This window comes from Paenibacillus pinisoli, assembly GCF_003605435.1.
GTDB lineage: Bacteria > Bacillota > Bacilli > Paenibacillales > Paenibacillaceae > Pristimantibacillus > Pristimantibacillus pinisoli.
Window position 1 is genome coordinate 478,998 of the sequence record NZ_QXQB01000003.1, and the last position, 26,427, is coordinate 505,424.

The 26,427-nt window shown below is 53.1% G+C and carries 15 protein-coding genes and 1 riboswitch; of the genes, 3 read left to right on the forward strand and 12 right to left on the reverse strand.

The features are described 5' to 3' along the window. Window positions 1-58: 58 nt before the first annotated feature. The 7 genes from D3P09_RS27715 to D3P09_RS15620 form a co-directional block, all read right to left on the reverse strand. Complete coding sequence (locus D3P09_RS27715) at window positions 59-805, reverse strand: ECF transporter S component (protein WP_165867456.1); 747 nt, start codon at window positions 803-805, stop codon at window positions 59-61. Next, entirely contained in the window at window positions 787-2,463 is a 1,677-nt protein-coding gene (locus tag D3P09_RS15595; RefSeq protein ID WP_165867457.1) for an ABC transporter ATP-binding protein, read from the reverse strand. The genes D3P09_RS27715 and D3P09_RS15595 overlap by 19 nt, the downstream gene beginning before the upstream one ends. Continuing rightward, window positions 2,436-3,326 (reverse strand): energy-coupling factor transporter transmembrane component T, encoded by an 891-nt coding sequence (locus tag D3P09_RS15600; protein ID WP_120111784.1) that lies wholly within the window; start codon window positions 3,324-3,326, stop codon window positions 2,436-2,438. Before D3P09_RS15600 ends, D3P09_RS15595 begins: the two co-directional genes overlap by 28 nt. Further along, entirely contained in the window at window positions 3,323-4,162 is an 840-nt protein-coding gene (locus tag D3P09_RS15605; protein WP_243644215.1) for a DUF4430 domain-containing protein, read from the reverse strand. The genes D3P09_RS15600 and D3P09_RS15605 overlap by 4 nt, the downstream gene beginning before the upstream one ends. Before the next feature lie 98 nt (window positions 4,163-4,260). Then, entirely contained in the window at window positions 4,261-8,943 is a 4,683-nt protein-coding gene (locus D3P09_RS15610; protein WP_120111786.1) for an S-layer homology domain-containing protein, read from the reverse strand. Window positions 8,944-9,104: 161 nt separating this feature from the next. Further along, a riboswitch (cobalamin riboswitch) is annotated at window positions 9,105-9,302 on the reverse strand. 101 nt (window positions 9,303-9,403) lie between these two features. Continuing rightward, the gene (locus D3P09_RS15615; RefSeq protein WP_120111789.1) at window positions 9,404-10,744 is read right to left on the reverse strand and encodes a nucleotide sugar dehydrogenase; all 1,341 of its coding nucleotides are present in this window, start codon (window positions 10,742-10,744) and stop codon (window positions 9,404-9,406) included. Beyond that, the gene (locus tag D3P09_RS15620; RefSeq protein WP_243644217.1) at window positions 10,737-12,080 is read right to left on the reverse strand and encodes a putative bifunctional diguanylate cyclase/phosphodiesterase; all 1,344 of its coding nucleotides are present in this window, start codon (window positions 12,078-12,080) and stop codon (window positions 10,737-10,739) included. The genes D3P09_RS15615 and D3P09_RS15620 overlap by 8 nt, the downstream gene beginning before the upstream one ends. 219 nt (window positions 12,081-12,299) lie before the next feature. Between D3P09_RS15620 and D3P09_RS15625 the strand changes: the two genes are divergently transcribed. Continuing rightward, on the forward strand, window positions 12,300-15,389 hold the full coding sequence (locus D3P09_RS15625) for an ATP-binding protein (RefSeq protein WP_120111795.1): 3,090 nt from the start codon (window positions 12,300-12,302) through the stop codon (window positions 15,387-15,389). A gap of 13 nt (window positions 15,390-15,402) precedes the next feature. Here the strand turns inward: D3P09_RS15625 and D3P09_RS15630 are convergent, their stop codons facing one another. Then, window positions 15,403-16,536 carry a response regulator gene (locus tag D3P09_RS15630; protein WP_120111798.1) on the reverse strand — a complete coding sequence of 378 codons (1,134 nt, stop codon included), beginning with the start codon at window positions 16,534-16,536 and terminating at the stop codon, window positions 15,403-15,405. A 200-nt stretch (window positions 16,537-16,736) separates the two neighbouring features. Between D3P09_RS15630 and D3P09_RS15635 the strand changes: the two genes are divergently transcribed. Further along, window positions 16,737-17,879, forward strand: a complete 1,143-nt coding sequence (locus D3P09_RS15635; RefSeq protein ID WP_120111801.1) for a response regulator — start codon at window positions 16,737-16,739, stop codon at window positions 17,877-17,879. A gap of 220 nt (window positions 17,880-18,099) precedes the next feature. Beyond that, entirely contained in the window at window positions 18,100-22,395 is a 4,296-nt protein-coding gene (locus D3P09_RS15640; protein WP_165867458.1) for an LPXTG cell wall anchor domain-containing protein, read from the forward strand. A gap of 103 nt (window positions 22,396-22,498) precedes the next feature. On the opposite strand, the gene D3P09_RS15645 is transcribed toward D3P09_RS15640, so the two are convergent. From D3P09_RS15645 to D3P09_RS15660, 4 genes are all read right to left on the reverse strand, one after another. Beyond that, entirely contained in the window at window positions 22,499-22,975 is a 477-nt protein-coding gene (locus tag D3P09_RS15645) for a hypothetical protein (RefSeq protein WP_120111806.1), read from the reverse strand. Then, window positions 22,968-24,725, reverse strand: coding sequence for a sensor histidine kinase (locus tag D3P09_RS15650; protein WP_120111808.1), 1,758 nt, complete (start codon window positions 24,723-24,725; stop codon window positions 22,968-22,970). The genes D3P09_RS15645 and D3P09_RS15650 overlap by 8 nt, the downstream gene beginning before the upstream one ends. Then, window positions 24,722-25,402 carry a response regulator transcription factor gene (locus D3P09_RS15655; protein ID WP_120111810.1) on the reverse strand — a complete coding sequence of 227 codons (681 nt, stop codon included), beginning with the start codon at window positions 25,400-25,402 and terminating at the stop codon, window positions 24,722-24,724. Before D3P09_RS15655 ends, D3P09_RS15650 begins: the two co-directional genes overlap by 4 nt. 253 nt (window positions 25,403-25,655) lie before the next feature. Next, a complete protein-coding gene (locus D3P09_RS15660) occupies window positions 25,656-26,420 on the reverse strand; it encodes an NUDIX domain-containing protein (RefSeq protein WP_120111813.1) in 765 nt (254 codons plus the stop codon). Window positions 26,421-26,427: the final 7 nt, after the last annotated feature.

Genomic DNA, 26,427 nt, shown 5'->3' on the forward strand with positions numbered 1-26,427 from the left:
GAAAAGGGCCAAGCCCAGATCAAATGGACTTGGCCCTGCTATTCAGGCAACTTATTCGTTACGAACTCTGCTTCTTATCGTCTCCAGGCTCGATCATGCCGTATTTGATCTTAACCCGCTCAATCTTCTCGATCATCGGCCGGGCAATCAGAAAGAGGAAAACAATTGTAGACAAAGCGTGGATGATATCGAACCAGAAGCCGGAGATGTAGGTCGCCAGCAGCGCTTTCCACGAAAAGTCCGACGTGAACATTAACAGGCTTCCCAGATTAATAATGCCGCCATAAATAAGGAATGTCGCCAGTCCGCCGAACAGGCACAGCGACAGCCTCGACTTCGGCAGCTTCCCCTTCTGGAACAATAACCCGGCAATAAATCCGATTATGCCGAAGCAGAACATTTGCCACGGTGTCCATGGCCCTTGTCCAAAGAAGAAATTCGATACAAAGCCCGCCAGCGCTCCAACCAGAAATCCGGCTTCAGCGCCCAAGCATACCCCTGTAATAATAACAATCGCAACAACCGGCTTGAACTGCGGCACCATATAGAAGGCTGAACGACCCGCCACCGCCAGCGCAGCCAGCACGGCAATCAGAATCAACTCCCTCGCCCTCGGTCCCCGCTGCTCGAATACCATAGCAAAAGGCAGCATTGTGTAGACGATGATTAGCATGCTGATGAAATAATACTTGCGGTCATCCAAGTAAAATACGCCCGCCAGTATAGTCAAAGGAATGACGATCAGGATAAGGAACGCGGCAAGCAGCTTTCTCTTGCTCCCTTTGTTCAATGACTGGATCGGCATAGTCTTATTACATCCTCCATTGTAATAGCTTCCCGGCATAAGTGCCTCGCCATTCGGTTGGCGGCTGTCGTATAAAAGCTGTTGCCTGCAAAGAAATCGCGCGTCCGGTTCGTCGTAACCACATCGCCGTCGAAGAAGAGCGCGCATGTATCGGCATGCTTGGCGCAAAACTCGATATCATGCGATACCATCACGATGGTTACGCCTTGCTGTGTCAATTTAACCATGATGTCTGCCAGCTTCTCCTTAAAGAATGCGTCAAGCCCTTTGGTCGGCTCATCCAACAAGATAATTTGAGGCTCCATCAGCAAGATTTTGGCCAGCGCCGCCCTTTGCTGCTCCCCGCCGCTTAAATCATAGGGATGCATAAACCGAACATCCTTTAGCTCGGTCAATGCAATGACTTCCTCTACCTTGCGCTGCTGCTCTTCCTTGCTTAGTCCCGAGTCAAACAGCATCTCCGCCAAATCGAGCTCGACCGTCTTTTTCAGGAACAAATGCTGCGGATTCTGAGGCAATAGGCCCAAATTTCGGTGAAAACGCTCCTTAAGCCCCTGTTTCTGAATGTCCTTCCCGTTCACAAGCACCTTGCCTCTATAGGGAATCAAGGTTCCGCCGATAAGGGATAAGGCTGTTGTCTTTCCTGTTCCGTTGCCCCCGACGATGCAATACCATTCGCCTTCCCTTATTGTAAGCGACAAATCCTTGATGGTGTCAGGAGCCGCCCTTTCGTAACGGAACCAAATACCCTTCAGCTCGACGACTATTCGGGCTTCACTTGCTTCTTCATCAGCGGATTGCGGTAATTCGCCTACCGTCTTCCCATTCATCCAATTGCCGATCCAGCTTCTCCCCTCATTGATGGTAAGCGGATACGCCTCATGTGAACTGGGTTGCAAGGCTGCGGCAATCTGCATAGCGGCAGGCATCGCCGTGAACATCGGATGGTTCAGCCCGGCCAGCACAGCTCCAGCCTGTACTGGCGGCGCATCCGCAATAATCCGTCCCTGGTCCATTACAATCAGCCGTTCCGTCAGCGGCAGCACCTCCTCCAGCCGATGCTCGGACAGAATGATAGTCGTGCCAAAATCCCGATTGATTCTGCGCAGCGTCTCCAGAAACTCCTGAGCAGCGATGGGATCAAGCTGGGAGGTCGGTTCGTCCAGAACCAGGACGGATGGCTGCATCGCCATGACGCCAGCCAGGTTCAACAATTGCTTCTGACCGCCAGACAGCTCGGCTACCCGCTTGTGGAACCAGGCTTGAATCCCGAAGAAGCTGGCCATCTCCGCGACGCGAAGCCGAATCGTCCGCTGGTCGCAGCCTAGACTTTCAAGTCCAAAGGCAAGCTCATGCCACACTTTATCCGTTACAATCTGATTATCCGGGTTCTGCTGCACAAAACCGATCTCCGACGCTTGCCTTCGTTGGTCAATGACGGACAACGGCTCCCCTTGAAAATAAATGATGCCATCCCGCTTGCCATGAGGAGTGAGAATCGTCTTGAATTGCCGTAACAGCGTACTCTTGCCGGACCCGGATTGCCCGCATAAGGTAACAAACTGTCCGCTTCCGATTGTAAAGTCCAATCCGTCAAGCGCCTTCCGTTCCGTCTGAGGATAGCTGAAGCTTACATTTTCGATTCGATACGCTTCCATTTCCAAGCCTCCTGCAAGTTAATCATGACCGGAAGCATGCACAGAAGCGCGTATGCGGCATATACCGCCCCGCTCCATCCCGTAACCGGGGCCAGCTTCAAGGATGGAAAAAACCGCATGCTGACTGTTCCCAACATCATTCCGGCGCCCATAGTGAAAGCCAGCACAGCCATAATGGCAAGCAAGATGCCGTCCCTGCGGTCAAAGCGGAAGATCGAGAAGCTCGTTCTGCCTGGCAAGCCATAGCCCCGCGACTTCATCGAGTCTGCTGTCTCCATCCCGTTCTCCAGCGCCCATGTCGTCATTATCGATAAAATATGGATGCCATTCCTCGCCCTTCTCCATAGGCTTCCTTGCGACATATCCCGCCCAATCGAACGCTGCGCATACGATATCGCCTTGATCTGCACGATATACCTCGGCACAAACCGCAGCACCATCGACAGCACTAGTGAAAGCGCGGGAATAACTCTGCCGAACAAATAAATGAATTTGTCCGACGTCATTACCGCATTGTAGCAAGAAAACCACAGTATAACGGTAATGAACATGACGGCCGCTGCCACGCCGTACAGGATCGACTCCAGCGTGACGGGGTTCCCGCTTTTCAAGTAAAACAAGATGGTCACGCCCTGATGATTAAAGGCCGGGTTCATCACTGCCATAATAAGTAGCATCGGAAGCAAGTAGAAGAGATTGAATCTCAGCGCCTTGGCCCCTTTCGCGAGCACCGAATAGCTGAATGCCCCTGCCAGCGCAATGGCTTGGGCAACCGGGTGCATAACGAGCATGCTGCATGCAATCATACTTACAAAGTAGCCAAAGGTTACGGCAGGATGCAGTGCGGCGAAGCTGTCTCTCATTGCTCGCCTCCCGCGACAAAGCCTCCGCCGATATCACGGCCCAAATCGCATGTATAGACCCAATCGACGACATCGCCATCCTTCAGCACATAGCGGCTTGCGCCATAATTGGGGAACCAGTCGTTGACCTTGTACATCCAGCCGCTAAGCTCCCCGCAATCGAACTCATAAATATTGTTAATGCCCTCGACGTAATTGCTGTTGTACATCGGCGTCATGACGAACTCCATATGAATTTTGTTGCGCTTCATCTCTCTCAAGAGCACGTCGAATACCGATTCGCCTTCATAGAACGTCACCTTTTGAGCGGGATAGATGACGCCATCCTCTGGCAGCACCTCCAGCTTCTTCTCGTTGAACAGCTTCATATTGTTCAGAATGGTCTTCGCCGTCACGGATAAGGTAATGCTCATCTCCTTATCCTTATTGATCGTGACATCCTGCCACTCCACCGGCTTCGGCTTGCCGGTCGGCACAGGATCCGTCAGGTAGCGGTCCTTGCCTCCCTCTGAAGGTGCCGTCGTAGCAGCCGGCTTCGGCGTGGCGCTTGGCTGAAGTGAGGGCTTGACTGTCGCTTCAGGACTCTGCACGCCTTCCGGATTGCCGGTTGCGGGCTGACCCGGCGGCTCCAAGGCAGGAGGCGCTTCCGACGGCCGCTCCTCCTCCGCCGCTTCCCCGCCTTTCTCCGTGCCGGGAGGCTCGCTGGCAAGCTCCGGCTTCTGTTCATCCTCCCCAGGGACGACCTCTTCGTCCACATCGCCATCTGCCGTCGCAACCGCGGATGGCGCTGCAGGCTCGTCTGCATCAACAACATGTGCAGCCTGCTCGGGCGTCAATGGAACTACCTCATGCCGCGGCCCAAGGAAAAAGGCAATAGTGAGGGCCAGACCAATGCAGATGCCAAATAAAAGTTTTTTATTGCTCATCCATTTTTTCATTTCGGCTTCACATCAGTCAGATCGTACAGGCGATTGTGCTCTAGCAGGAATCGATCGTACGCCACAAGCGCATACATAGCCTGATCGGTCGCCATCGGATCTACGGTGCCAGGCGCAGCTCCGCCATTGCTTTGATTGCCCTCCAATATATGATAGAACCCGCCGCCAGGGACAGCATAGCCAAGCAACGCATCAACGGCGGAACGGCCGTTCTTCACAAACCTCGGGTCTAGATGCGCATCAATGCCCAGACCGGACAGGGCTACGATGACTTGCGCTGTGCTTTCCGAGTTGACTGCGCCCCAGCTCTTGAATCCTCCATCCTCATGCTGTGCCCGCGACAGCCACTGGATGCCGCGGTCTACTGCCACCTTCACTTCCGGCTTTGTTGTATAATATGGAGTCAGCGACTGAATCGCCATTGCCGTAATATCCGGGTCCGCTTGCGCAGGTTTCTCGCCAAGCGCCCAGCCGCCTCCCTTAATCTCTCTTCCCAATATAAACTCGATCAGTCCGTCTCTAGTCGTCTGTACTTCTACTCCGGCTACCTGCGGAATTTCGTAAGCGCGACTATCTAATGCGATAAGAGCAAATATTGGCCCGTTAATGCCTTGCACCGTGACAGCATTGAAATCCGCCAGCGGCTTCAGCAGGTTGTAGCCCGCCGCATCCGTCACGTCTTTCCCGATAGCGCCAAGAGCAAGAATGACCCTGTCGTACTCTGTATACTTCACAGAATGAAGCACGCCATCCTTAGCCTTCAGTGTATTAGTCATATTGGCATAATATGTCTCGTAATAAGTATCAGGCACTTGCACGCCTGAACGCGCAAGGCCAAAGACAGTCCACTCACCCCCGATCGATGCCACGACCGGATTCGTAATAGTCTTCTGCATATGGACGGCCGTGTCCGTTATCAACCTGTTTACCTGCTTCTGAATGGAATCCTGCGATTCTTCGCTGGATTGCTCCTGCTCCTGATAATGGTAAGCCCTGACCGCAACCACAATGGCCATTTCTCTTGTTACTTTGTCTCTTGGGCTGAACTTGCCGTTGCTTCCAGCCATCAAGCCGGAAGCTGTAACCGCCTGAACCGCAGGTTTCGCCCATTCCGAAATGTCTTTCGCATCCGCTGGCTGAGCCTGTCCTTTAGACTCTCCCAGCTTCAGAGCACGAACGATCATGACAGCCATCTCTTCGCGGCTAATCGGCTTATCCGGATGGAAGCGTCCCTCATAACCCGTCACAATGCCTGCTTGATACGCTGCATGCACCGCTTCATAATACCAGTCGCCCGGCTTCACATCAGCAAAGGATGCAGCAGGCTTGGCCGCCTTCGTCAGCTTCAGCACTTGCGAAATAATAGAAGCAAATTCTGCTCTCGTCACAGAAGACTTTGGATTGATTTTGCCGTTACTGCCCTTAACAAAGCCGTTCTGCACCGCTTCGGCGATGGATGTATAAGCCCATTCCGAGATAAGCTTGCTGTCGCTGAATAACTTGCCTAGATCAGGCTTTTCGCTGCTTCCGTTATTCTCGGACGGCTTGCCCGGTTCTGTCGTCCCAGGCGTCTCCGGTGCGGTGCCCGGATCAGGGTTATCCGGGTCTTCCGGCGTCTCCCAATCCGTATCCGCACCTACATCTCTGCCTAGATCCGTCGTATAACGCCATTGAATGTTATCTCCGTCCTTCAAAACATAGCGGCTTGCTCCAAAGTTCGGGAATACGCCGTTCACGCTATACATCCAGCCGCTTTCATCGCCATGGTCGAACTCGCCGTCCCCCGCAATCGAGGCCACATACACGCTCTCGTATTGGTCATACCAGGAATATTCGTAGGCAATTCCCTTTTTATCGAGGATACGCTTCAACACATTCCATACTGTCTCACCTTGCTCGAATTCCACCCTCAACGGCGTGATAACAAATCCTTTATTAATCGTCAGCTTGTCAACTGACAGCGTCGCATGCTTGAGCTGCGGCGTTCCGCCTCCTGGAGGTACGGTTGCCGCTGTGGTGCTATAAGCAACATAATCCGTAAAATGATTCGTTCTTACTATCAAATCATTGCCATTGTCGAACGCATACTCCGCTTTACCGCTCTGTTTGCCCAACTGCTCGCTCTGGAACTTGGCGATAGCATGAATCTCTCCATCAGCGATATAAGCGGCATCCATTCCTTTCATTCCGGCAAAGGTGAGGGTAATATACTGATCGAACGTCACTCCGGAAGCTCCACCCATCGTGAACAGAGCCGCCACCTCCGACAGCTTCTTTCCGGATGGAACGAGCGTGCCGACTTGCTCCTTCAAGGCAGTTCCTTCCGTATCCAGAAAAGTCATAAGCTCAATCGCTTGAGCTGGATCGCCGGCGGACATCTGCATGCCTGCCGGGAATAATGCAGTAATATGGCCCTTCGTTATGGTGAGCTGAGGCAGCAGCCTGCCGTTCGGAAGCGCGGCCCATACTTTGGAGGTCTTTCTTTCAGGGATGACAATGGTAATTTCTTTGTCTGCATCTGAAGGCTTAACGACGACCTTATAACCATCTTCATCATTCGGTATGACAATAGATGGCTGCACTTCGCCTTCCGGCAACGTAATTATGTTAAGCTCCGGTGTTTCAAAACGAAGCTTGCCAAGCTTGTACCAAGTGGACTCGCCGTTCACCACATCTGCGACTGCGACAGCCGATTGCTTCGTTGCCATTCCAATGGAACCGATTTGATTCAACTGCCAAGTGAAAGAGCCATTGTCAAGCTGATGCTTCAACAGCGCGTCAATCGGTGTCTTGCCGTCAATTGCCCAATAGCCTGCCCGATCAGTCATATCCTCTCCGATTGCAACCAAACCTTGAATGGCACAGGCAATGCTGTTCGAGTTCTCGGTATCCCACGAGCTAGTGCCGGCGAAACCGCCGCCTTCCTTCTGCATGCTCTTCAAATATTGCTTAGCCTTAACGATGCTTTGTTCGACGGCCGCTCCCTCAAATCGGGATAATACAATGAGGGCCCAGCCCGTGTAGTCTATCTGGCTGAAGGAGCCGAAGCTGCCGTTGTCCTTCTGTTGCTTCAGCAGTGACTGAAGCGCCTTATTGCGATTCTCTTCATTCCAAGAGCCTACATCTGCGCCCAGATCAGCCCCAATCTCCAGCGCAACCATGGCCCATATTTGCTTGCCCAGATTGGAGAAGCTTCCTGTCTCTTTGTTCTGCTGGCTCGCCAGCTCGGCGAACAGATTTCGCTTAGTATCAAAAGCCTCCGCCGGATTCTGCCCGACGCCAAGCAAGCCGTATATATAGTAGATATGGCTGTTATCCGCGGCATCTGGCTTAAAGCCCGGATCCTTAGTGCGCCATTCATAGTTCGGCCAAGGCGTAATGGCAGCATGATTGCGCGCCTCCGCTACGGCTACGAATGCTTCCCAATCACCGCTCGGCTGAGCCGGAAGATGGCTGCTATAGTAGTCCGCAAGCTTGAGTAAAGCTGACTCCGGTGTAGGATCAGGCTCTGGCTCGAAGCTTAATTCGCCCAGCTTGTACCAGGAAGACTCGCCATTCAAAACATCCAATACCGCAACGGCGGATTGCTTCGTCGCCATGCCTATCGAACCTGTCGTACCAACCTGCCAGGTAAAGGAGCCGTTATCGAGCTGATGTCTGAGCAGCGCATCCATTGGCGTCTTGCCGTCAAAAGCCCAATAACCCGTCCGGTCAGTCAGATCCTCTCCGACTGCAACCAGACCTTGTATAGCACAGGCGATGCTGTTCGAATTCTCGGACTCCCATTGGCTGGCGCCATTAAAGCCGCCACCTTCCTTCTGCATGCTCTTCAGATATTGCTTGGCTTTCTCAATGCTTTGGCTAACCATTTCCCCCTCGAATCGGGATAAGACAATAAGCACCCAGCCTGTATAGTCAATCTGGCTGAAGGAGCCAAAGCTGCCGTTGTCCTTCTGTTGCTTAAGCAGCGACTGCAGCGCAAGTCCGCGGCTCTCTTCGCTCCACGCACCGACGTCCACGCCCAGATCGCGCCCAATCTCAAGTGCTACCATCGCCCAAATCTGCTTGCCGAGATTGCCGAAACTGCCTGTCTCCTTATTCAACTGGCTCGCCAGCTCGGCAAACAAATTCCGGTGCGTGTCAAAGGCATTGGCTGGATTCTGCCCAACGCCCAGCAGACTATAAATATAATAAATATGGCTATTGTCAGCAGCATTGGCATTAAAGCCTGGATCCTTCGTACGCCACTCATAGATCGGCCACACAGGCAAATCTACACGCTCCGAGGCAGCCTTTAACGCTACAAATGCTTCCCACTCCCCGGAAGGCGAGCTAGGCATCTTACCTGCATAATAAGCGGCAACCTTCTCCATAGCTTTCGTATAAGATGCTATGGCATCATCCTCTGCGGCCAAAGCGGCTGCTGTTTCCTCCACGGTTCCTTCTGATTCATCCGATTCGGAGGCTTGTCCTCCCGTCTCCTCATCTTGAATTGTCATGCCAATATCTTGGCCAGCCCCGGATTCATCTGGGGTAGCTTCAGCAATCTCCTCAAGCTGCAGGAGCGGCATGCCTGCCTCGTCCGCCGCCCATGCATAAGCAGGGCTGAGGACAGAGATCAGCATCATCAAGCTGAGAATTAGTGCTGCGAATCTAGTTTTCGCTCGGTTGTAAAACATTACGAATTCACTCCTCTTAGTAGTTGGACACAACAAAAAAACACCTTCCTTCACTTAGAAGAAAGATGTTGTACGAAACAAAACTATCATTCAATAGAGCAAGACAAACGAAGCCCTCCATTAAATGGCGCCAATACCTCCCTTCCCATCCGCGTGGGATTCCATAGAGCATTTTCATGGCAGGTCTCCTGGCTTCGCTTCATCGCCGGGTGATCTCCTTCCCATCCTAAAGAGACAGTGGATTATGATCATAGGCTCTGCGTTACAGTGGCGGGACCGCGTTCGACTTGCACGAACTTCCCTTTTAACTTGGATAGCAATGAACCATCTACCCAAGCACCATAAAAATCTTATTCAGTTGGCTACATGCTACTACATGCAACCTATGAAGGCAATAAAAATCTATGACCGCACACGAAATTGTGCTAACTTTCAGATCTGTTTTCAGACGGCGCCAAGCTTACAAACTCCAATACCGGTAGCCTTCCAGCTCGAATGCCTCTCTATTGTAAATCCCTTTCACGTCGCATAGAAGCTTCTTCTGGCTGTCCCCGAACAGCTTGTCGAAATCCGCAACGCCCATATCGGCAATCATCTCGTGCGGTGTTGCCACAAGCACGGCATTCAGGTGATGCAGAGCCGATAGGTCGGACAGCTCTATACCATATTGCTCATAGGCCAGCCGTCTGTCCACCAGAGGATCGACAATAATGGGATAAATCCCGTATTGCTGCAGCTCATCCACAATATCAGATACCTGCGTATAGCGGATGTCAGGGTTATTCTCATGCGCGGCAAATCCGATAATGCCTACTCTCGCAAAACGGATGTCCATTCGGAGTCCCGTCAGCTGCTTGATGAACTGCTGGGCAATATATCTGCCCATGCCGTCATTAATATGACGGCCAGCACGCAGAAGCGGAAAAGCGTAACCGGCCGCTTCGGCATGACGCAGCAGATCGCAGGCACCGGCTTCTTCGCTCTGCGACCCGGGCAATCCGGGACGAACGGGAAGCTCCTCCTCATATACACAGGCAGCCTCCATCGCCGCCCTCGTATCGACTCCCAGACGATTGCACAGCATGGACAGCTCGTTCATAAAGGCCAGATGGAGGTCACGCCGGGCCTTCCCGATGGCCTGGGCCGATTCAGCCGCCTTCATGCTCCCAGCGCGGAATACGCCGCTGTCTGCAATCATGCTGTATACGCTGGCTACGATATCCAGCGCTTCATCGTCCATGCCGGACACAATCCTCTTCGCTGCCCTGCGGGACAGCTCTGGAGAATCATCGCCTCTGCCGCTTCCCGGCGAGCACCCCACCTTGAAGTCCTCGCCGGACAGAAGGCCGGACACTTCCTCCAGCACAGGGATGCAGGTTTCTTCGATCATACCGGGATAGAGCGTTGTTTCGTAGACGACGACTGCTCCAATCTTCATCCGTCTGGCGACCGTCTGGCTCGCTTCAAGCACAAGAGACAAGCCCGGGGCAACCCCGCGTCCCGTTGATGCCGGAACAGCAATAATATAGAAATCAGCATGCTCCAGCCGAGTTTCGTCGGAAGTAAACTCTATATGGCTGTCCCGAATGGCTGGATAGCTCCTATCGCCAGTCGCGTCGATCCCCTGGCGATACCGCTCGATCAGATCTGCACGGCTGTCAAAACCGATAACCGGCGCATGCTTCGAGAAAGCCAGCGCCAGAGACAATCCGGCATGGCCGAGACCGATGATTGCAATTGCAGTCTCCCGATTGGCTAATCGCGTATACATCATCCGCTTCATCCCCGTTTCTTCATTCATCCTGCATCAATTCCTTATGACTCCTGCTTGCCGCATGATTCAGCCATTCTTCCATGGCAGGCGCCTCCATGGGCTTGCCGTAATAGTAGCCCTGCATCACATGGCAGCCCAATTCCCGAAGCAGCGTCATATGCTGCGGATCTTCCACGCCTTCGGCTATAACCTCAACGTTCAAGCTTTCCGCCATAAGCACAATCGCTTGTACCATCGTCTGCTTCACCGGCTTGTCGAGATCGCTGGTGAACAGCCTGTCCAGCTTGAGCGAGTCGATCGGCATCCGGTCCAGCAAGCCGAGGGCAGAATAACCGCTGCCGAAGTCATCCATCGCAACCCGAATGCCCAGCTCGCGAATTCCGGTCAGCTGCTTCATAATATCGTTCACATCATGCAGCACGACGGATTCCGTAATCTCCAGCTCCAGCCGGTCCGGAGGCAGCCCCGTCTGCTTCAGCACCGTCCGAATGGTCTCCAGCAGGCTGTCATTGCGGAACAGGCTGAGCGATACATTAACCGCTACCGGATGATCCAGCCCTTTATCCATCCATTCCTTGCACTGGAAGCATGCCGCCTGCAGCGTCCATTCCGTTAACGGCATAATCAGCCCGTTCTCTTCGGCAACGGGAATGAATTCATCCGGATGCACAACGCCCAGCCTGCCGTGATTCCACCGGATGAACGCCTCATAGCCGGACAAGCTGTTCGTCTGCACATTCCATTTGGGCTGATAGACCAAATAAAATTGCTTCTGCTCCACCGCTCTGCGCAGCTCCTTCTCCAGCTCCATCCGCCGGATTTGCGCATTGCCGATCTGCTCGTTGTAGAAGCAATATTGATTTTTCCCCAGCGCCTTCGCCCGGTACATGGCCGTATCGGCGGCCTTCAGCAGCGTAAGACGCTCCTGCTCGCGCACAGAGCCTACGCTAATTCCGATGCTGCATGTCACATAGAGTTCATTGCCCTCGATGAGGAAAGGCAGCTTCATGTCATGCAGAATTTCTCTTGCAAGCTGCTCCGCGCCCTCTATATCTGCGGATTGCCTGATGAAGAGAAACTCATCTCCCCCTATTCTGAATGCATGCTGGCGAACACCATCCGTGAATGCCCGGAGCCGCGCTCCAACCTCTTTCACGAGCTGATCGCCGATATGGTGGCCTAATGTATCGTTAACGGCTTTGAAGTGATCCAAGTCCATAAACAATACACCCGCAGAGCCTCCCGCCTCATAACTGTCGAAAAAACGCGTCATCGCATGCCGGTTGGGCAAGCCGGTGATGCTGTCCCGGTATGCCAGCTTCTCCAGCTCCTGCCGATACGCGGCGTTTGTTCTCTTTTGCAAAACAATATAGATCAATGAGCCTAATAATAAAAAATAAAGAACAACAATAGTAACCAGTCCTTGTATGTAAATAATGAATTTGTCCCAATACTGCTTTCATCCTATCAAACCATTCTGAACAATTTCTCAACAAGGCTGCTCGCTATCCTGAAAAACAGGTCGAAGGGATGAGATATGACAGAAGTTAATAAGAGCTCCTGAACAGGAAATTGACAAATCGTGTCGAAAAAATCAGATATGATGACTACAAAAAAACTGATTGTTCTCACCTTCATATTCATAATCGCGCTCACTGCTGTACGCATGCTTTGGTACAGCCCCGCGCTATCGCCACAGCCCCAAGCGGAGCAAGGGCAGCTTGACCTGCGTAATTGGCACCCTTCATCCAAGAAAGTTGTGGCTCTGAATGGCGAATGGGAGTTCTATCCGATGCAGCTGCAGGATGCAGGGCATCCCGCTCCAGAATCCTCTTCCTATATTCAAGTGCCGGGAGGCTGGTCAGAAGCGTTCGATGAAGGGGACGGCAAGTTCCACTACGGTACCTACCGTCTGCGCATATGGCTGCCGAAGGATGTGCAGAGTTACAGTATCCGAACCGGCAATCTGCGATTCGCTTCCGCTATATATGCCAATGGAGCGCTAGTCAAGCAGATGGGCCAGCCTTCCGCATCATTGGAGCTGTTCAGTCCTGTGAACCGGCCAACGACGATTGAGCTGCCTTCAGGGACTGATTCGATCGAGCTCCTGATCCAGATGTCCAGCCATGCGCCGAAGAGCGGTATTACCAGCGCAATGTGGTTCGGGACAAACGAAGCCATTCTATATAAGAGCAGCGTCTCAATTGCAATGCAGCTCATCGTGTGCGTCGTGATTCTGCTTCACGGGCTTTACGCCATCATTTTGTTTTTCATCGGGCCTTCCCATAAGACGCTGCTCTATTTCTTCCTTCTCGTGCTCGCGGCAGCCTTCAGCGTGCTGGTTGATAACGACAGGCTGTTGTACCATTGGATACCTGTCCCTTTTGAGCTGGGAATCAAGCTAATATTAATGGCCTATATGGGAATTGCGGCTGTCATTCCTCCGCTCATCAGACAGCTTTTCCCTCTATATAAAGGAGACCGCTCCTTAATCTGGTTCCATGTATTAAGCACCGTTCTTTTTCTCTTCGTCATTCTGGCGCCGTCAGAGGTTCTGCTGGACTACTCCGCCTGGCTGGTCCGCCTGCTGCCTCTGTCCTTGCTGGTGTCGCTCGGGACGCTAGGAAAGGCGATTCGTTACGATCGGGATTCGATCTTCCTGCTGCTTGCCACATCAGCCGTCATTTTGAATGTCACTTGGGGAGCTCTCTCCAACAGGGCGCTGTTCTCTCAGCCGGTCTATTATCCGATTGACCTCATTATCGCGTTTCTTTGCTTTGCAGCCTTCTGGTTCAAACGCTTCATGCGCACCAGCGAGCAAAGCAAGCAGCTGGCGGACAAGCTGCAGCGCGATGACAAGCGGAAGGACCAATTTCTGGCCAGCACCTCCCATGAGCTGCGCAATCCTCTGCACGGGATTATTAATATCGCCCAATCCATGCAGGAGGACAGGGAACAACCTCAAAGCAAAAGCAATGCTAGAAATCTGGAGCTTCTCATCAGCATCGGCAAACGAATGTCCTACTTGCTGAACGATATGGCGGATGTTGCCAAGCTCAATGAAAATCACGTTGCGCTCCATACCGCTCCCCTGGATATGCGTGCCGTGACGGCTGGCGTGCTGGAGATAGTGCGGTTCATAACGGAAGGCAAGCCTATCCGTTTCAGGACCGTCTTCCCAGACTCGCTGCCTCGCGTCATGGCCGATGAAAACAGGCTTATTCAGGTGCTGCTCAATCTGCTTCACAATGCGATCAAGCATACGGATGAGGGTGAAATTGTCGTGAGCGCAGCCCTTCAGGAGGGGATGGTATGCGTTCGCGTCACCGATACGGGGGTCGGCATTGCCAGCGATGACCTGCAGCGCATCTTCCAGCCGTATGAGCAAGGACAGTCCAGTCTGGCCAGGGCCGCCGGCGGCTTCGGTCTCGGGCTCAGCATCTCAAGGCAGCTTGTAGAGCTCCATGGCGGGAGCATTGAGGTCAGCTCCTCCCCCGGCAGGGGTTCGACATTCAGCTTCACGCTCCCGGCGGCAGGAATAGAGCCTACAGCTGCTGTATCTGAACAACGGTTTTCATTCTTGCAGGCAAGAGAACACACGGAGGAGCAAGTAACGTATCGGGTTATAGAAGCTCCTGAGCCTCGTCCGGGGAGTAAGGATAACCGCCCTGTCGTGCTCGCTGTCGACGACGATGCGCTTAATCTCAACATTGTAGAGAAGGTTCTAGGCAAGGAGCAATATCGCATTCAGAAAGCAACCAGCGCTTCCGAAGCGCTCCTCCTGCTGGGACAGCAGCTTCCGGATCTGGTCATTGCCGATGTGATGATGCCTTATATGTCGGGTTATGAGCTGACTCGTACAATAAGGGAACGCTTCTCGATGGTCGAGCTGCCAATTCTGCTGCTGACCGCAAGAAGCAGCCCGGAGGATATCTATACCGGCTTCCATGCCGGTGCCAATGATTACGTGACGAAGCCTGTGGACAGCCTGGAGCTGAGAAGCCGCGTGCGGGCGCTGACAGACATGAAGCAGACGATGGCCGAGCGGCTTCGCCTGGAGGCGGCTTGGCTGCAGGCGCAGATCAAACCTCACTTTCTGTTCAATACGCTGAATTCGATTGCTGCGCTCAGTACCTTTCACCCGGAGAAGATGCAGCAACTGCTGGATACGTTCAGCCAGTACTTGCGCATCAGCTACGACTTTCACAGCTCCGACCGCCTTGTTCAGCTTGGCCGCGAGCTGGAGCTCGTTCGGGCTTATCTGTATATCGAGCAAGAACGATTCGGGGAACGGTTGAATATCGAATGGGACATCAGGGCAGACAACAATACAAAGGTACCGCCCTTGTCCATCCAGCCGCTTGTGGAGAATGCCGTCAATCACGGCATTCTGAAGAAGGCCAGCGGCGGAACCGTCACTATCCTGGCGATAGAACACAACGGCCGAATAAGAATTGCAGTAAGCGATGACGGCTGCGGCATGAATTCAGCCACCGTCATGCGGCTCCTGGATGATGGCGCGCCTGCTGGCGATGGCGCGCCTGCTGGCGGCATCGGATTGCGCAATACCGACCGGCGGCTTAAGCAGCTGTACGGCCAGGGATTAACGATTAAGAGCACGCCCGGAGAAGGAAGCGAGGTCAGCTTTCTCATCCCAGCAAACAGGGAATGAACGGTTGATCCGCTCATTCCCTGTTTTGTTCGAGCCACCGATTGTACCACTCTTCAATATACGGACTCGGATGTTCATTCAAATTGGCCAGCAATGTTTGCTCCAACAGGCGGTATTGGCGATTGACCGCGGCAAGATTGCGCTGGGACGCATACAGCTTCATCAGGCCAAAATGCGCCTCCTCCGCGATGGGCTGGCGCAGCCCGATCTCCAGATAGCGCAGAATGGCCTGATCTGCTTGGCCGCATGCCTCATGCCATTCGGCGATACGCAGGGATGCCCGCAGCCAGAGCTGGCGCAGCCGCTCGCGCTCCGACTCGGCCCACCAATAGTCATACTCTTGCAGATAGTCGCCGCTATACCATTCCATGGCGGTCGTATACCGCTCGATCGTCTCCGCCGTCAGAGGCTGTTCGAGAGCAACAGAGCTCTCCCACTCCTCCACGTCGAACTGCACATCGACAACGTCCAGCCGGTAACCATCCGTCGTGTTCATAAGCTCAAAGTGGCGGCCAAGGCTCGACAAGCCCTTGCGGACATGATAGACGGTCGTATATAGCTGCGCATATACCTTCTCGGATTCCCCTGCTTCCGGCCATAACAAATCAATCAGAGTCGATTTGCGAACAAGTTCCTTCCGGTGGTGGAGCAAATACAAAAAAAGCTCTTGGGCCTTAGCCGTCCGCCAATGCATAAGCTCATAAGAATGCGAGCCGGTCCCGATCTCCGCTTGCCGGAACAGCTTCATGCGAATGGAAGACGCCCCCCGATTCTCATCTCCGGCGGACTCGCGCCGCTCCTTCAGCCGGTTAATCGTCTTGAGCAGCCGCTCCTTCAGCACCGGCTTCACGATATAGTCCAGCGCATCAAGCTCAAAGGCTCTTACCGCATATTCGTCGTAGGCGGTCACGAACACAATATTGAGATAAGGCTTCTTCTCCAGCAGCTGCTCCGCCAGCTCCAATCCGCTGATCTCGGGCAAATGAATATCCAAAAAAACGATGTCAGCATCGCTTTGAATGATTTGTTCCTTCCCCTTAAGAGGATCGATATGTTGGCCTATGATATCAATCTCCGGCAAATCGGCAAGTTGATAAGCCATATAATCTAGCGCAAGCCGCTCGTCATCGATCAGGATTACTCTCATATGCTACCGCCTTACTCTTGATATGCTCCTATCTATCCAAACAAACTATCGATTTATTGTGCAAGTTGACAAGTAGATTATACCATCTATACATTCTCTTTATCATCTTGGTTCCACATCTCACTTGAATGATCCTTCCAGACGTGATAATTTAATGTTCGACAACTTCTGCAGGATCATTATAAAAAGGCGGTGACAATATGAGAGCCTTATTAGTAGACGATGAGCGGCTGGCGCTTCAGCGTATGGAATGGCTCATCAAACAGCATGCCGGCAGCGAGCTGGCTTGGTCGGGAGCCTTCCTTGATCCCTATGAGGCGCTGGAGGCCGCGCAAGAGGAGCAGCCGGATATCGCATTCCTCGATATTGAGCTGCCCGAGATGAACGGCTTCGAATTGGCGGAGCGCCTGCTGCTCATTCGTCCTAAAATCCGCATCGTATTTGTAACAGCCTACCAGGATTACGCCATCAAGGCCTTTGATATTAATGCGCTCGACTACTTGCTGAAGCCGGTAACCGCCGATCGCCTAATGCTCACGATACAGAGAGCGCGCGAGACGATCGTTCCCGTGAAAGCAGAGCCCCCCTCCATTGAACCGGCAACGCTATGCTGCTTTTCCTCTCTCTCTTACCGGGACGGATCGGGACAAGCACAATTCTTTACATGGAAGACGCTGAAGGCGGAGGAATTATTCGCTTATTTGATCCACCGCCGCGGGCTCACCGTGAACAAGCAGGAGCTGCTGGACCTGCTGTGGCCGGACTACGACGCCAAAAAAGCGACAGCCCAGTTGCATACCGCAATTTATCAAATTCGCAAAGTGATTGAGTCCGCCAATCTGGATGTGCAGATTACGTATAAGGACGGGGGTTATCGGCTGACGATCGGCTCGCTTGCGGTCGATATTGAGCTTTGGGAATCCCATGTCCGTGAGCTGCCGCCGCTGACTGCCGATACGCTGGCGCTGCACCTCCGCGTATGCATGGAACAAAGCGGCGACTACTTGGCCGATCATCGTTACAACTGGGCAGAATGGGAACGGGACCGCATTCGCCTCGTCTGGCTAAGGCAAATCACTCCGATTGCGGACTGGTATTACCGCTGCGGCCAATATGACGATGCCGCCGCAATCTACCAGCAGATGATAGACCGGGCTCCCGACATGGAGGACGGCTACTTCGGTTTAATGAAAACGAATGCCTCGCTTCATTATTCCAGCGAAGTCATGAAGCTGTATGTTACGGTCAGAAGCAGGCTGCAAGACGCGTTTAACGTCGCCCCCAGCCGGGAGCTCACGGAGTGGTATACGGAGTGGAAGCGTGCTGCGCTGTCGTCGGATTAGCTTCTGCTAACGAATAGATCTGAAATGCGAGCACCGGCATTGAGCTCCCGCCCCCAGCCTAACAGGCTAGGGGCTTTTTCATATGCCCGGTAACTTTCAGAAAATATTTAGTGGCATGCGGTATATTGGTGGGTGTTCTGACAACCTTCGACTATCATCGTCAGACCATCCAGAAATGCGTGTCGAACAAAAGATTTTTTTGGAGGTGCATCATACAGGCATGAAGTTACGAAGCAAGGCATTAAAATGTGTGGCCGCAGCCATCCTGCTGTTCCAGGTCATGCTCCCTACTTCCTTCGCCGACAGCGGCCCAGTCGCTGATCCGCCTGAAGAGATTGTAGAGGCGGCGGACCCGGCAGAGGAAGCGGCTTCTGGGGAGGAGGCGCCAGAGATGCTAGCGGCAGCAGCCGCCAGCGTTATCGCAGAAAACCTGATTACCTCAATCAAGATGGTGGATGAAAACGGCGACCTAATTCAGGACATCAGACCTGATCAGGGCTCGCGGGTGGATATCCAACTGGAATGGACTCTGCCGGCCAATCACGGCTACGGGGCCGGATCAACGTATACCTTCCAGCTGCCGAATAAATTCAGGACCGATCGGGTGCTGACAGGAGATCTGACTGGCGGAATCGGTACATACGAGGTGACGCCAAACGGTCAGGTGACATTCACCTTCAATGAAGAAATTGAAGACAATCTTCAGCTTGACGGCGACTTTACGGTATGGAGACAATTCGATGCCAGCAAGCTCTCCGGCGGAACCAAGCAGGATATCTTCTTTGACTTTGCAGGCATTACGATCCCTGTCCACTTCAAGAGCAGAAGCGGCAGCGAGATGAACAAGACGGGCAATGCCAACAAAGGCATGAACCCGAACCGGATCAGCTGGTCCGTAGAGTTCAACAAAGGCGAGAAAGCGATTCAGAATGCCGTCTTCAAGGACAAGCTGCCGGCCGGACTTGCACTGGATCAAGCTTCGGTGAACGTCTACTTGCTGGAAGTTCAGCTCGACGGCACTACCCGCAAGGGAAGCCAATTGACGGATGGCAGCGACTATACATTCAGCTCGGTTGCTGACGGCTTCGAACTGGATATGGGCAATATTACCGGCGCTTACCGCGTCGAATATGCAACCCATATTACAGGAACCGCCGATACCACCTATCGCAACGAGGCGACGCTAAGAGGCGCGAACCTGACTACGCCGCAAACCGGCAATGACAGTGTACAAGCTATCTACAGCAAGCCAATCGAGAAGCTGGCGAATTACAATTCATCCACACAGTCGGTGACATGGACGGTTCGGTACAATTACAATGAACAATCCATTGCTCAGGCTAATGCCTGGATCAAGGATACGTTCGACACAGCCAATCATACGCTGGATACAACCTCATTCGAAGTGTATAAGATGACGATTGCCGACAACGGCAGCGCAACACGTAACGGAGCGAGGCTTACTTACGGCACAGATTATACGGTATCGCCGGATAGCAGCGGCTTCACGCTGAACTTCGCCGCCGGAATTGATTCGGCTTATGAGATCCGCTATATCACGAAGTCGAACGACCGGGTCTACGACGATACAAAATCAATGAGCAACAGCGTTGAGATGATCGGCGGCTTAACGGATTCGGAGACGGTATCGTTCAGACAAGTCATCTTCTCCAAAGGAGCTGGCACGGTCGACTACAAAAACAAAACGATCGAATGGCAGCTGACGCTGAACGAAGATTCGAAGACGATGGATGCCGTGGTTATTAAGGACCGCTTCGCGGGCCAGGGCATGACATTCCTGGAGAACAGCATCGCGATCAGCGGATTGACGAAAGGCACGGACTACTCTGTTGCGCTGGATTCATCCGCCTCCGAAGGCATCATCATTACTTTTGCGAATACGGTAACGGGCAGACATGTTATTACGTACAAGACGGAATTTGACCCGACGTTCTATACGCCGACCCAAATCAAAACCGTTAATTACCACAATAACGCTTCGCTTGAATGGGAGGAGTCTGGCGTCAAGCAGACAGCCATTGCGAAAAGCGCAAGCGTCAACCCGGACAACTATACGAAAAACAATGGCGCCAAGCGTGGCGTATATGATGCCCGCACGAAGGAAATTTCCTGGACGATCGATATCAACTACAATCTGCATTCGGTCAATAAGCCGGTTGTCCGCGACTTCTATACGGGAGAGCAGACCTTGAATCTTAGCTCTATCAAGGTAGAGCACCTTACGATTAATAGCGGCAGCAACAATGTATCACCGGGCAGCGCTTTAACGGCCGGCACGGATTATACCGTTACGCCTCAGACATCAGGCAATAAGAACGGCTTCGAGCTGACATTCGCGCAGCCGATCGACTCCGCTTACCGCATTACGTACAAGACAAGCCTGATGAATCATCCGGTAACGTCCCAATACGTCAATGATGCAGTGATGTTCGATGCTGATGCGCCTGCCGTTCAGCTGTTCAAGCAATCGAGTACAGTCAGTCCGCTTCATGGCGGTGAATATGTGAAGAAGACGGGCAGCCAAGGCACTGGCGCGGATCAGGACTTTGCCTTCTGGACAATCTGGATTGACCGAAGCCAATCGCATATGGAAGCCGGAGCGGTCTTGACGGATACGCTGTCGTCCAATCAGATTCTGGTGGCCGATTCCTTCAAGCTGTATACGACAACACCAGATCAGGCAGGCAACCTGACGAAGGGAGCTCTGCTGCCGGAAGCGGCTTACGAGCTTGAGGTTGCAGGCAACACGTTCAACCTGACCTTCAAGCAATCGTTCGATGCCGCATACGTGCTGGAGTATAAATCCTTCATTAACGCTGGCGATGGAGATACGATCGGCAATGACGCATCCTTTGCCGGACAATCCTCCGGATCGGTCAGCGAGCAGAATTCCAGCTCGGTCAATGTCAGCTTCTCCGGAGCAGGCGGCGGCGCCTCGGCATCCAAGGGCAATCTGAAAGTCGTGAAGGTTGATGCAGCCGACTCCAGCACTCCGCTAGCCGGAGCAAGATTCGGACTATATGATGCCAGCGGCACCAATCTCCTGAAGGAGTTGGTCACGGACAGCGATGGCATTGCTGAATTTGCGAACTACAGATATAGAGAATATGTCGTAAAAGAATTGGAAGCCCCATCCGGTTATCTGCTGTCAAGCGTGTATAAAGACGGGGTTAAAGTGACGCTGGATGCGGCGGAGAAGGAGATTCAGGTCACCAACCAGAAAGGCGTCTGGGACCTCGAATTCGTTAAGGTCGACAAGGACGCTCCGTCCAAGACACTGAGCGGCGCCACATTCGCCCTCCAATTCAAGAACGGCGCAACGTTCGAAGCTGTCGACGGCATGGATGAGCTGACAACGGACAGCCAAGGCAAGATCTACTTGGCTAACCTGCCCCATGGCGATTACCAATTAATCGAAACCAAAGCGCCTCGCGGCTACAAGCTGGACCCGACGCCGGTTCCATTCACGATTGCTGCCAACCAGGCAATTGCTACTCAGGTAACAGCAACGAATGAAATCAACCGCGGCGATGTCGAGTTGACCAAGGTGGACGGATACAATGACGCTCCGCTTGCAGGCGCGACATTCGATCTGGTGACGGCAGCCGGCACGACGGTGAGAACAGGGTTAATCACCGATGGAGACGGCAAGATTAAAGTTGAGGATTTGACAGCAGGCATCTACCGCTTCATCGAGAAAGCTGCCCCGGCCGGCTATGATCTGGCAACCGATCCGCTGCAGTTCGAGCTGGTAGACGAGGCATTGCTGGAAGTCAAATTCGCCAATAAAATGACTAGCGGTTCGGTCAAAGTTATTGCGATATTCGACCGCAGGCCTGATCTTCCGATCAAGGACGCAGAATTTGTAGTGCTTGACGAGAACAAGCAGCCGGTCAAAGACAGCAGCGGCAATAATATTATCGTGAAGACCGGCGCTGACGGGACGGTCAAAGTGACCGATCTGCGTCCGGGGAAATACTATATTAAGGAATTCAGAGCACCACGCGGCTATACTTTGATCGAAAACAATATTCCATTCGAAGTGGTTAGCGAAGAGGAAGCCGAAGTGACAGCTCGCTATAGGACGGTCTTCATCTCTCCTGATCCTGAACCGCCAACCGGCGGCGAGCCTGAAGGCACCGAGGAACCAGGCTCCGGTGAAGAAGGCAACGGCTCAACAACGGAGCCGGGCTCTACGGATAACCCTGACAAGCCTGACGGCAACGGGCCGGGCGATAATGGCGGAACGGACAATGGCAACGGGCAAGTCGGCAATGAAGACGACGGCAATTCCCCGGGCGGCGGCAATTCCGCAGGCGGCAATGGCCAGGTGGCAGGCGAAAATGACGGAAGCGAAGGCGTGAAAGGTGTTGAGGTCCTCCCGAAAACGGGTGAAGACAGCACGCTGCCATACACGCTATCCGGCATGTCGCTGGTTCTGCTTGGGGCAGCCATGCTGCTTTACCGCAAGAACCGCAGCGTACGCCAGCCATAATGAACAGAAAAGACCTTGCAGCAAGTCTCCCGTTTTTTCCCAGGGGGCTTGTGTGCAAGGTCTTTTTTTCAACTGTATGACGCTTGTGTTGGCGGCTCTGCCATTATTTCAACGTAATGTCCTTCTTCCATGCCAGCTCCTGCCCCTGCTCATTGGCAAAGGTGAAAATTGCTTGGCCCTTCTCGCCCTTCATGGAATCGGGATAGATAAAGCCGGAAAACTGTCCGTTTCCGCTAATATAGAAGCCGTCTTCGCCGTTCCCGCCGTGCTCGGCTGCTTCCGCTACCGTATTTTTAATATGGCTCGTGTCCGATTTCCACTCCATCGCCGTCAAACGATAGCCTTCCGGCGCTTTATTGACCGCAAAGTCAAACATATTTCCTTCGATCGGCTTTTCTGTCTGATCAATGACAATCAATATCTCCTGATCCCCTACTGGCTGGTCCGGCTGTGACGTTGCTTCAGTGGAAGGAGTAGAAGAGCTTGCTCCTGAGCTCTCGCTTTCGATTCCGCAAGCGCTAAGCGCCAGTGTCATCGCAGCCACTACGGCAATCCAATAAACGGACATTTTTTTATTCATGATTATTCCCTCCGCTTTCTACTAATGTGAAATAAAATGCGACTCCGCGGGATGTGTTTCTTACGCCGTATTCGCTTCCATGCAGCTCCAAAATGTGTTTCACAATAGCAAGGCCAAGGCCCGTGCCGCCAGACTTGCGGTCCCGAGACCGCTCCACCCGGTAGAAGTGATCCCAAATCTGGTCCAGATCCTCATCTGCGATAGGCATCCCGGCATTCTCAATCGTTACGTGAATCCGCCCGTCCAGACACCGCTCCACCGTAATGTCGATTACGCTGCTTGCCTCGGCATGGCGGATCGCATTGCTTAATAAATTCAATACGACTTGCTCGAGCTTGGCTGGATCAGCCTCTACAAGCAGCTCATCCGCTCCGCCAAGACTTAGCCTGTAAGACAAGTTCTTGCCCTCCATCTGATGCGTGAAGGAATCCAATGCTTGCTGAATAAGACCCTGCAAAGAACAGCTCCTGACATGAAGCCGAACGGCCTTCAATTCAAATTTGGACAGCTCCAGCATATCCGCAATCAGCGTATTCATGCGATCAGCCTCGCTAGCAATAAGGGCAAGGTAACGTTCCCGCTTCTCCTCCGCTACGCCATCCTGCAGCCCTTCGGCAAAACCTTTCACATTGCTGAGCGGCGTCTTCAGCTCATGGGATATATTCGCGATCAGCTCCTTGCGAAGCTGCTCGGTCCGCTCCTTCTCCTGCATGTCCTTATACAGCATGGCATTGGCAGCCGTCAGATCCTTAAGCGCGGCATCCAGATTGGTGGACATCGTAATCATATTGCGCGACAGCTCCCCGAATTCATCCTTTGACCGGATATTCGGCCGCTCGGAGAAATCCAGCCTCGCCAGCCGCTCCGCCGATCGGCTGAGCTGAATGAGCGGGCGGGAAACCATGCGGGAGTATATCAGCGACAAAATCAGAACGAGCAAAATAATAATCGGCGCCATGAAGGCGGAATACTGCTTTAGAATACCGACCGCTTCGCCCACCGGCTGCAGAGAAGTCACAACCATGACATAGCGTTCGCCCTGCCCGCCCGGCAAGCCGTGCACCAGAATGACGTAAGGGATACCGCTCCACTTATCCACCCATTCCGTCCTGAACTGCCCTTTCGTCCTCAGTGTTAGCAGATTCGATTCCTGCATGCCGCTCCACTCTCTGAGCACATCGTCGGTCAAGGCGTCCAAATAGTACGGATTGTACGACCGCTGCTCTGGCAGTAGAAATTGTTCAATTGTCCCGCTGACTCTTGCGAGTCCCGTATCAGGAGAATTCCCCTCCGGCAAAATCGTGTATGGCTGCAGCACCGTATCCCGCTCATCCATGAAGATCCCGTCAATGGTTAGCCTGTCCCCGGGCTTCAGCCCCTGCGGGAGGCTCTGGCGCGTCAGCCCTTCCCTTGGAATGGCAATGGTAATGACTCTCCCGTCATCGGTATGCATCTCCAGGAAATACGGATTCAAATTAAGGCGCTCCAGCCGGTTGTTCAGAATCGAAAAGCTCGCATCCTGATCGTTCATAAAGATGCCCAGCATTCGGGCCAGCTCTCTGCCGCTTGGCTTCTCCGCCGTGTAGCGATCCGCGAATTCGCCGATGCTTTGCTCCAGCTTGTGAATTTTGGAGGAACGGTAAAAACGCTCAAAAAACAGCCCTTCCGACACCATGACGACCAAAAATACCAATAAGACCAATACCGAAGTCACAACAAAGAGCTTGAACGCAACGCCGCGGTTTCTCATCCTTCTGCTCCAAACTTATAGCCCGATCGGACGACAGTGCCGATATAACGGCTTTCCTTGCCCAGCTTGGCTCTCAGCTTCTTCACATGCGTGTCCACCGTGCGGAGGTCGCCCAAGTAGTCGTAGCCCCACACTGCATTCAGAATGTAATCGCGGGACAGCACCTTCCCCGCATGCTTCATCAGAAACAGCAGCAGCTCATATTCCTTTGGTGCCAGATTCACAGGCTCTCCATCTATAGTGACGGCATGCGACTTTCGGTTCACGGCGATCCCTCCGAAGATCAGCATGTCGCCGTCGCGGCCGACCGTCCCCTCCGTTCGCTTCATAAGCGCGGTGGCGCGGGCAACGAGGACACGAGGACTGAGCGGCTTCATGACGTATTCATCGGCGCCAAGCTCGAAGCCAAGCAATTGATCATCATCATCCGTTCTAGCGGTCATAATCATAATCGGCACATCGGACTGCTCGCGGATTCGCCTGCACACGCTCCAGCCGTCCATCTCCGGCATCATAATATCGAGTACGATTAAATCAACCGTATTCGTCTCGAACAGCTCCATGGCTGCCTTGCCATTCTCCGCCTCCAGCACGTCCCACTGTTCCCTTTTGAAATAATCGGTAATAAATTCACGCATGAGCGCATCGTCTTCCACCAGCAATATTGTTCGATTCATGCCAAGACTCCATATCTAACCTTTTTCTATTTCTTATCCTCATTGTTGCCCTATTGAAACCTTGATATAAACCTTGCTTCGGTATCCGGTCAGCGTCACGAGCTCCGCACCTCCGTTGCCCTAAGACGAACTATAACGGAGTTCTGTGTACAACGTGTGTCTGAGGCCAAATAAAAAATACTCTCGAATGAGAGTATTGAGTGACTGCTGCCAGCCGCCTGAATAGAAGATTGCGAGGCGGATTCCATTCCGCTCAACCGTAAATCGACAATTCCGGCGTATAGTCTGTGAATCGGTACAGCTGGGCTGGACGCTGAGAATATTGATTGGACATAAGCGGCTGTCCCTCCGCATTCCGAACCTCCTCAATAATGCCTCTCCGGCTTTGCGTCGATGTAATCTTGCGGATGAAGTTGCGCTCCTGGAATGACGGCACGACGGTCTGAATGACCTGATACAGCTCGCTCATCGTAAAGCGCTCAGGAAGAAATTCTCTGGCAATGGTGGTCGTCATCATATGCTGCCGAATCTTGTCCAGCGCGTCAGACAGAATCGTGCCGTGATCAAAGGCAAGATCCATCTCCAGGGCTTCCTCTACCGGGATTAACCGGACATCCGCCGCCTCGTCCGACGTGCGTCTGCTTGCGACATACGCCTCCTGCACCAACGCAAAAAACGCATGAGAAATCATCCACCCGCGAGGGTCTCGTCCCGGCGCGCTATATACGTTGAAATAGTCCAAATGTACGCCTGATACTCCCGTCTCCTCCATGAGCTCCCGCTCGGCGCATTGCCGCACCGTCTCCGTCTCTTTCGTGAAGCCTCCGGGCAATGCCCACTTGCCCTCGAACGGCCATTGCTTCCGCTTGATCAGCATGACTTCAAGCGCACGGATAGGCAGGGACTTCTTAGCCCCTGCCTTCTCCGTCGATGTAATGGTAAAGACGACGATATCGGTCGGCGCGCCATCCGGCGTCCGGTATTCTGTTGATGTATACGTTGTAGAATGGTCATTCATAGCTTAA

Coding starts and splice junctions, on each gene's coding strand:
- D3P09_RS27715 (WP_165867456.1), bottom strand. CDS start 805: ATGCCGATCCAGTCATTGAACAAAGGGAGCAAGAGAAAGCTGCTTGCC.
- D3P09_RS15655 (WP_120111810.1), bottom strand. CDS start 25,402: ATGAATCGAACAATATTGCTGGTGGAAGACGATGCGCTCATGCGTGAA.
- D3P09_RS15610 (WP_120111786.1), bottom strand. CDS start 8,943: ATGTTTTACAACCGAGCGAAAACTAGATTCGCAGCACTAATTCTCAGC.
- D3P09_RS15645 (WP_120111806.1), bottom strand. CDS start 22,975: ATGAATAAAAAAATGTCCGTTTATTGGATTGCCGTAGTGGCTGCGATG.
- D3P09_RS15615 (WP_120111789.1), bottom strand. CDS start 10,744: ATGAATGAAGAAACGGGGATGAAGCGGATGATGTATACGCGATTAGCC.
- D3P09_RS15660 (WP_120111813.1), bottom strand. CDS start 26,420: ATGAATGACCATTCTACAACGTATACATCAACAGAATACCGGACGCCG.
- D3P09_RS15640 (WP_165867458.1), top strand. CDS start 18,100: ATGAAGTTACGAAGCAAGGCATTAAAATGTGTGGCCGCAGCCATCCTG.
- D3P09_RS15600 (WP_120111784.1), bottom strand. CDS start 3,326: ATGAGAGACAGCTTCGCCGCACTGCATCCTGCCGTAACCTTTGGCTAC.
- D3P09_RS15635 (WP_120111801.1), top strand. CDS start 16,737: ATGAGAGCCTTATTAGTAGACGATGAGCGGCTGGCGCTTCAGCGTATG.
- D3P09_RS15650 (WP_120111808.1), bottom strand. CDS start 24,725: ATGAGAAACCGCGGCGTTGCGTTCAAGCTCTTTGTTGTGACTTCGGTA.
- D3P09_RS15630 (WP_120111798.1), bottom strand. CDS start 16,536: ATGAGAGTAATCCTGATCGATGACGAGCGGCTTGCGCTAGATTATATG.
- D3P09_RS15595 (WP_165867457.1), bottom strand. CDS start 2,463: ATGGAAGCGTATCGAATCGAAAATGTAAGCTTCAGCTATCCTCAGACG.